The sequence below is a fragment of the Streptomyces sp. NPDC007856 genome (assembly GCF_042868225.1).
Classification (GTDB): domain Bacteria; phylum Actinomycetota; class Actinomycetes; order Streptomycetales; family Streptomycetaceae; genus Streptomyces.
The window spans coordinates 432135-440267 of the sequence record NZ_JBIAEC010000007.1; the positions used below are offsets into that span (position 1 = coordinate 432135).

General features: G+C 72.5%; 4 protein-coding genes and 1 pseudogene. 4 read left to right on the forward strand and 1 reads right to left on the reverse strand.

Features of this window, described 5'->3' with window-relative positions:
- Window positions 1-28: 28 nt before the first annotated feature.
- Both ACFYOH_RS19950 and ACFYOH_RS19955 read left to right on the forward strand, forming a co-directional pair.
- On the forward strand, window positions 29-3985 hold the full coding sequence (locus ACFYOH_RS19950) for a Pls/PosA family non-ribosomal peptide synthetase (protein WP_388627175.1): 3957 nt from the start codon (window positions 29-31) through the stop codon (window positions 3983-3985).
- Complete coding sequence (locus ACFYOH_RS19955) at window positions 3982-5406, forward strand: M1 family metallopeptidase (RefSeq protein WP_388627177.1); 1425 nt, start codon at window positions 3982-3984, stop codon at window positions 5404-5406. The genes ACFYOH_RS19950 and ACFYOH_RS19955 overlap by 4 nt, the downstream gene beginning before the upstream one ends.
- A gap of 225 nt (window positions 5407-5631) precedes the next feature.
- Here ACFYOH_RS19955 and ACFYOH_RS19960 read toward each other — a convergent pair whose 3' ends face one another.
- Entirely contained in the window at window positions 5632-6390 is a 759-nt protein-coding gene (locus ACFYOH_RS19960) for an ANTAR domain-containing protein (protein ID WP_388627179.1), read from the reverse strand.
- Between the two features lie 177 nt (window positions 6391-6567).
- Here ACFYOH_RS19960 and ACFYOH_RS19965 point away from each other — a divergent pair, with 177 nt between their 5' ends.
- Together ACFYOH_RS19965 and ACFYOH_RS19970 are read left to right on the forward strand one after the other, a co-directional pair.
- The gene (locus tag ACFYOH_RS19965; protein ID WP_388627181.1) at window positions 6568-6900 is read left to right on the forward strand and encodes a helix-turn-helix transcriptional regulator; all 333 of its coding nucleotides are present in this window, start codon (window positions 6568-6570) and stop codon (window positions 6898-6900) included.
- A gap of 657 nt (window positions 6901-7557) precedes the next feature.
- Window positions 7558-8133: pseudogene (locus tag ACFYOH_RS19970) on the forward strand (hypothetical protein); the annotation flags it as partial.

The window sequence follows — 8133 nt, forward strand, 5'->3', positions numbered from 1 at the left end:
CGCACATGGGAAGCTCAGAGGCACGACCTTGACCTCGACCGCACTCGATACGTCACCCCCCTCCCCCGGAGCCCCAGAAAACCGGGCCCTCTTCCGCTCCGCGGCAGCCGCGCCGACCCGCACCCTCGTCGACGTCCTGGCGGCGACCGCCGCCCGGCACCCGGACGCACCCGCCCTGGACACGGGCGGCGAGGTGCTGTCCTACCAAGAGCTGTGCACAGAGGCCCGCACTCGCGCGCTGCGGCTCACCGAGCGGGGTATCGGCCCCGGCGACCGGGTGGGCGTACGGGTGCCGTCGGGTACCGCGGAGCTGTACCTGTCGATCCTCGCGGTCCTGCACTGCGGCGCGGCGTACGTCCCGGTCGACGCCGACGACCCCGAGGAGCGTGCCGCGACCGTCTTCCGCGAGGCGGGCGTCTGCCACGTTCTCGGGCCGCATCCGCAACCCGCCGACCTGGTACCGGCGTCCGGGGCCGCGGGCACCGCGCCCGCCCCCGCCGACGACGCCTGGATCATCTTCACGTCCGGCTCGACCGGCGCGCCCAAGGGCGTGGCCGTCACCCACCGCTCCGCCGCGGCCTTCGTCGACGCCGAGGCCGCGCTGTTCCTCGCCGGCCGGCCGCTCGGCCCCGGCGACCGCGTCCTGGCGGGCCTGTCGGTCGCCTTCGACGCCTCCTGCGAGGAGATGTGGCTGGCCTGGCGCTCCGGCGCCTGCCTGGTACCGGCCGAACGGGCCCTGGTGCGCGCCGGGCACGAACTCGGCCCGTGGCTGGACGCCCGCGGCATCACCGCCGTCTCCACCGTGCCCACCCTGCTGGCGATGTGGCCGGAGGAGGCGCTACGGCGGGTGCGGCTGCTGATCCTGGGCGGCGAGGCCTGCCCGCCCGGCCTCGTCGAACGGTTCGCCCGCCCCGGCCGGGAGATGTGGAACACCTACGGCCCCACGGAGACCACCGTTGTGGCCTGCGCCGCCCGGCTGGAGACCGGGCAGCCGGTGCGCATCGGACTGCCGCTCGCCGGCTGGGAGTTGGCGGTGGTGGACGAGGCCGGCGAACCGGTCGCGTACGGCGAGGAGGGCGAACTGGTCATCGCCGGTGCCGGAACCGCCCGCTATCTCGACCCCGTCAAGGACGCCGAACGCTTCCGGCCCTGCCCGGCGCTCAACTCCCCGCGCACCTACCGCTCGGGCGACCTCGTGCGCGCCGACGCCGAGGGACTGGTGTTCCTCGGGCGCGCCGACGACCAGGTCAAGCTCGGCGGACGCCGTGTCGAACTCGGCGAGATCGACACCGCCCTGCTCGCCCTGCCCGGGGTGCGCGGCGCGGCGGCGGCCGTGCCGTCCACCGCTGCCGGCGCCCAGGTGCTGGTCGGCTACATCGTCGCGCAGGAGAACGCCGACGGCCGCTCGGCCTTCGACGCCGACAAGGCCAGGGCCCTGCTGGTCGAGCGGCTGCCCGCACCGCTGGTTCCGGTGCTGGCCGAGGTGGCGGACCTGCCCACGCGGGTGTCCGGGAAGGTGGACCGCAAGGCGCTGCCCTGGCCGGTGCCGCTGGCCGGCGGCGCACCGAACGGCGAGGCGGCCCACCGGCTCCAGGGCACCGCCGCCCGGCTGGCGGACGTCTGGGAGGAGTTGCTGGGTCTGCGGCCCGGCCCGGACAGCGACTTCGTCCAGCTGGGCGGCACCAGCCTGACCGCCGCCCGGATGGCCTCGATGCTGCGCCGGGATCACCCGGGTCTGTCGGTCGCCGACCTCTACCGGCACCCGGTGCTGCGGCGCATGGCCGACCATCTCGACTCCCTGGCCGGCGCCGCCGAGCAGGTGCGCCCCGCCCGGCCGGTGCCCCGGAAGACCGCCGTGGTGCAGTTCCTCGTCTCCCTGGCCGGTTACGGCGTCACCGGGCTGCGGGGCCTGGTCGCACTGGCCGCGGCGGACGACGTCCTCGGCTGGGTCGCGCCGCACCGGTGGGCGCCGCACACCTCGTGGTGGCTGGTCCTGGCCGGGTGGGTGCTGCTGTTCAGCGCGCCCGTGCGCTGCCTGCTCGGGGCGGCCCTCGCCCGCGCGCTGGCCGGCTCGATCACTCCGGGCACCCATCCGCGCGGCGGCGCCGTCCACCTGCGCCTGTGGAGCGCGGAGCGTGCGGTCGCGGCGTTCGGCGTGCCGTCCCTGCTCGGCACCCCGTGGGCCGCGCTGTACGCCCGGATCCTCGGCTGCCGCACCGGGCGGGACATACGGCTGCACGCCATGCCCCCGGTGACGGGCCTGGCCGAGCTGGGCGACGGATGCAGCGTCGAACCGGAGGCGGACATCGCGGGCTGGTGGCTCGACGGCGACCGGCTGCAGGTCGGCAGGGTCGTCGTCGGCGCGGACGCCCGGGTGGGACACCGCAGCACCCTGCTGCCGGGTGCGGTCCTCGGGCACGGTGCGGAACTCGCCGCCGGTGGCTGCCTGGACGGCCGGATCCCCGACGGCCAGGTGTGGACCGGCTCACCCGCCCGGCCGGCCGCGGCCACCGAACACCTCGCGGACCGAGGCCGGGCCGCCCCGCCGGCGGACCGCCGGCGCCGCTGGCATCTCGCCTACGCGCTGTCCCTCGCCCTGCTGCCGCTGCTGTCGCTGCTGGCCTCCGCCCCGGCGCTGGCCGTCACCTGGCTGCTGGTGCGCGGTACGGCCACGCTGTCCGGGGCGACCTGGCGGCTGCTCGCCGCCGCACCCCTGTTCGCCTTGCTGACCACCGGGTGCGGGATGCTCCTCACCGCGCTCACCGTGCGCCTCCTGGGCCGCGGGATCACGCCCGGCCTGCACCGCGCCGACGGCGGCGTGGCCTGGCGGGCGTGGCTGGTGACGCGGCTGCTCGACGGCGCTCGCGGCACCCTGTTCCCGCTCTACGCGAGCCTCGCCACACCGGCCTGGCTGCGCCTCCTCGGCGCCCGGGTCGGCCGCGGCGCCGAGATCTCGACCGTGCTGCCGCTGCCGTCGCTGCTCGGGGTCGAGGACGGGGCGTTCCTCGCCGACGACACGCTCATGGCACCGTTCGAACTGCGCGGCGGCTGGATGCGGTTGGGGGCCGTGCGGATCGGCAGGCGGGCCTTCGTCGGCAACTCCGGCATCGTCGGCCCCGGCCGTGAAGTAGCCGACGACGCCCTGGTGGGTGTGCTGTCCGACGCACCGGAGCAGGGGGAGCCCGGGACGTCCTGGATCGGACGGCCCTCGATGCCGCTGCCCCGAGTGGCCGAGATCGGCGACGCGGCGCGGACGTTCGCCCCGCCCCGGCGGCTGGTGGCGGCCCGCGCTGCCGTCGAGGCGTGCCGCGTGCTGCCGGTGATCCTCGGCACGCTGCTGACCGAGGGGCTGCTGCTGGCCCAGCAGTACGCCCTGGACCTGGGCGGCTTGGCCCTGGCGGCCCTCGCAGGCGTCCCGCTGCTCCTTGCCGCCTCCCTGGCGGCCTGCCTGACCACGACCGTCGCCAAGTGGCTGCTCGTGGGCCGGTTCCGGCCGGTGGAGCGGCCCTTGTGGTCGTCGTTCGTGTGGCGCAACGAGTTGTTCGACACGTTCGTGGAGGTGTTGGCGGTGCCGTGGGGTATCGCCGCGCACCTGGGCACGCCCGTGGTGAACTGGTGGCTGCGCAGCCTCGGTGCGCGCATTGGACGCGGGGTGTGGTGCGACACGTACTGGCTGCCGGAGACGGATCTGGTCAGCATCGGCGACGGCGCCACCGTCAACCGTGGCTGCGTGCTGCAGACCCACCTCTTCCACGACCGGATCATGCGGATGGACACCGTGTGCCTGGCCGCCGGCGCCTCCTTGGGCCCGCACAGCATCGCCCTGCCCGGCACCACGATCGGCACCGGCGCGTCCATCGCCGCGGCCTCTCTGGTGATGCGGGGGGAGACGGTCCCCGACGGCACCCGCTGGGCCGGCAACCCCATCGCCGGCGTCCCCGCGGTCGGCCCCGCCGCCCGGCTCGTCGAAGAGGAGACGGCATGATCTGGTGCAGCCGGCGCGCGCTGGTCCGGGGCGCGGCGCTCGCCCCGCTGGCGGCGATGGCCGCGGATGCCCTCCCGAACCCGGCCGAACGCTACTTCGCCGGCCATGGCAGCTACGACCACCGCTCGCTCGCCTACGACCTCCGCCTGGCCTACGACCCGGCCGCCGGCACCCTGGAGGGCCGGGCGCACATCCGCGTGGTGGCCGAGCGGACGCTGCGTCAGGTCCGCCTCGACCTGGCAAGGCTCTCCGTGTACGAGGCGCTGGTCGACGGGGCCGCCGTACAGCCCGGCCGAAAGGGGCACAAACTGCTGCTGCCCGCCCCGCGCCCGATCCCGGCGGGCACGCCGTTCACCCTGGAGATCGGCTACGGCGGCCGGCCCGGCCCGGTACGCACACCGTTCGGGCAGATCGGGTGGGACCGCACGGGCGACGCACACGACGGCACGCTGGTGGCCGCCCAGCCGCTGGGCGCCCCGTCATGGTTCCCGTGCAACGACCGTCCGGACGACAAGGCCGAGTTCACCTTCCGGGTGACCGTGCCCCGCGGCCACCAGGCGCTCGCCAACGGAGTCCTGCTGGAGCGGCGCACCTCGGACACCACCGAGTGCTGGACGTACCACCACGGGGGTCCCATGGCCCCCTACCTCGCCGCGCTGTACACCGGCCGCTTCGCGCACGAGACCTGGAAGGCCACGGACAGCGCGACCGGCCGCTCGATCACCGGCCGCAACGCCTACCCCGTCCACCTGTCCGGCCGGGCCCGGCATGATCTGGGCCGCCAGCCCGAGATGTTCGAGGCGTTCACCCGGTGGTTCGGGCCGTACCCCTTCGAGACGTACGGCGCCGTCGTCGTGGACGCCGACCTGGACCAGCCGGTGGAGAACCAGACGGCGTCCGTCTTCGGCCGCAACCACATCGACGGCGAGCGCACCTGGGAGACGCTGGTCGCCCACGAACTCGTCCACCAGTGGTACGGCAACAGCGTCAGCCTGCGCGACTGGCGGGACATCTGGCTCAACGAGGGTTTCGCCACCTATGGGGAATGGCTGTGGTCGGAGCACCTGGGCGAGGACTCCGCCGACACCATCGCCCGCGCGGCCTGGCACGCCCTCGCCCGCCAAGGCAAGGGGCTGCGGATCGCCGACCCCGGCCCCGACCGCATCTTCGACGAGCGGGTGTACAACCGGGGCGCGTGCACGCTGCACGCGCTACGACTGACGATGGGCGACGACCGCTTCTTCGCCATGCTGCGCGGCTGGCACCACGCCCACCGCGGCGAAAGCGCCGACACCGCAGCCTTCGTCGCCCACGCCGGCCGGACCGTACCGAGGGCGGTGGAACCCCTGCTGCGCGCCTGGCTCTACGACACCCACCTGCCGCCCCTGCCCCCGCCGGAACCGGGACACGGGCGGAGCTGAAACCCGCCGGAGCGAGGGGCGTCTGCGGCGGACACTTGGAATCCCACTGGACCCACAACCGTACCGGCTACACCTGCCGCAACGGCCACTCCAGCCCGCCCCTCATCAGGGCACGACCAAGAGAACAGCTGCCGCCCTCAGCACGGCTGTCAGCACAGTCAGGAGCACATTGCACTCCGCACTCACCCAGATCCGCCATGAACTGCAGTGCCGTCGACGGCGACTTCATTGCCCGTCGCCACCACCTTCGCCCGCCTCAGTGGGCCGCGGGACCTCTGAAGGCATGTTCGCGGCGGCATGCAGAGCAGCGACGGCTGCGGCCACTTGCGCTTGCACCGCATCGGCCAGGGCAACTCCCTGGACTGTGGTGACCAGTTGCCCGGCGAGCCTATGGAGCTTGATGTTCGTGTTCTGGGAGACCGTGACCAGCACGTTCCAGGCGTCCTCGGAGCTGAGGCGGAACGAGGCCATCAGGACCCCGAGCGCCTGGTCGATGACGGCGCGTGTCTGCATGGCGCGGCGCAGCTGAACCACCTCGGTGCGCAGCTCCTCCTCCTGACTCAGGGCATCCTCCTGGGTCTCGGCAGCCGGCAGGGCAGTCCCTGACGGCGGGTACGGGGCACGACGACATACGAACAGGGAACCGGTCCCTGTCGCGCTCAGCAGACGCTGGACCTGCCGACTGGCGGCCTGGACGGTCAGGGTCTTCCCGGTGCGTAGGGCATCACGCCGAGCGGCCAGCAGGACATTGAGTCCGGAACAGTCACAGAACGTTGTCTCGGTCAAGTCGAGGTCAACGCCCCGGGTGCCCCGCCCGACGGCTTCCCTCAGGGCTGACCGAAGTGCCCCTTCCGTACAGAGGTCCAGCTCGCCGCAGATCGTCACCAGCACACGCCCACCGCACGGGGAGACATTGATCATCAGATCCTGCAGCGGCGCTTGCGCAGTGGCAGAGGCGTCGGTCATTGCTGCGTGCACGGTCATGTCCTCCTCCCTGGCGCTCTGCGGTGGAAGCCTCGGTTCGGACATGGCCACCTCTCCCGTCCGGGTCCCTCCGACCTCGCTACCAAGACTCCGCTCACCGGACCTCACCCGTCAAGGAATACCGGAAAAATATTTCACCCTTTTGGATACGCGAATAAGACGTCTACCCTGGGATGCATGGGAGAAGCACCGGAACCGCACACCGGGTGGACGTTCCTCACCAACCACGCCCGGGTACTCGCCACGATCGCCGACGATCACACAACCCGCATGCGCGACATCGCCGCACGCTGCCGGCTCACCGAACGCGCAGTCCAGAAGATCATTTCCGATCTGGAGGCCGACGGGTATCTCACCCACACCCGTGAGGGCCGGGCCAACGCCTACCGCATCCAGCCCGGAACCGTCCTGCGCCACCCCGCCGAAGCCGACCTCACCGTCGCAGACCTGCTCTCCCTCCTCTCCCGGCACGACACCGCCCGTGCGGACGACGCCAGACACACTCGATAAACGGCCACGCTCGTCCAGGACCAGGCGGCGACCCACAGCTACGCCTGCGCGGGACCGGCCGGCGCGGCCCAGAGCATCGCCATCGCCGTCGGCGGCCCGCTGGTCGGGGCCCTGGCCGACCACCACGGCCACCGGTCCATCGCAGTGGCTGCCCCGATCGCCGATTCCCCTTCGTGGGCCGCCCGCCCTGACGACTGCGAGCCACGGCAGCCGGAAGAGCATGTTCGCGCCGGCTGCTCTCGTGGGCCCGACCCAGTCCTCCGAGCCGGCATGGACCAACGGATTCGCAGCCAGCCGCCTTGCCCCAAACGGTCATTACGGCAGAACCGATGTGCACCATCTCTATCCGGGATGTGTCAGCACCGACGAGGGACCTGGCCCCGGGCGCCGGCAGCGCATGCCTCAGCCTCCAGCCGAGCCGGAGCGGGCGCCAAACAGTTCGGCGACCACGCGGCGGCGAACGCGAGCGGCCCGAACACTCAGGCACCACCGCTCAACTGGTCCAGTGACACCATTCTTTGGTCATTGTTGACAGGACGAGACTGTCCGCCCAACAACTGCGAGAGTAACCTCGCCCCGTCCGCAACCCCTGTGCCACCACCCCCCACCTGAGGGGCGGACACGCAAGGTCCCTTTCGATCTCAAGAAAGGACTCTGATGGCACGCACCATCAGACGGTGGCTGCTCGCGGGGGTGGGCACACTCAGCCTCGCAGCGGCGGGCGCCGTGCCCGCGACGAGCGCTGCCCACCAGGCAACCTATCCGCACGTACGGCCAACTGTCGCCGACTACACGCAGTTGACGACCAGCCAGACGCCCCCGACACAAGCTCAGTGCGCGTCAGTGGGACGCCGCTGCTTCACCCCCCAGGCCATCCAGGCGGCCTACAACGTGGGCCCGCTGCACTCAGCCGGAGACGATGGCCGCGGTCAGACGATTGCGATCGTCGACTCCTACGGCAGCGACACCATGGCCCACGACCTGCACGTATTCGACCAGGCGTTCAACCTCGCAGCCATGTGCGGGGAAGACAACGTCAGCTGCGCACCCGGCATGCCGACCTTCAGCGAGCTTCATCTGCAGGGCTCGCCCGCCACCAAGGCGCCGCCGCCCACAAGCAAATCCCCTGGGCAGGAGGACAAGAGTGCGTGGGCACTGGAGGTGGCTCTCGACGTCGAGACCGCCCACGCCATGGCACCAGGCGCCAACATCCTGCTGGTCACCACTCCCACC

Bases quoted from the DNA above. Each gene is read 5' to 3' on its own strand.
- ACFYOH_RS19955 (WP_388627177.1), top strand. From the start codon at position 3,982: ATGATCTGGTGCAGCCGGCGCGCGCTGGTCCGGGGCGCGGCGCTCGCC.
- ACFYOH_RS19965 (WP_388627181.1), top strand. From the start codon at position 6,568: ATGGGAGAAGCACCGGAACCGCACACCGGGTGGACGTTCCTCACCAAC.
- ACFYOH_RS19960 (WP_388627179.1), bottom strand. From the start codon at position 6,390: ATGACCGTGCACGCAGCAATGACCGACGCCTCTGCCACTGCGCAAGCG.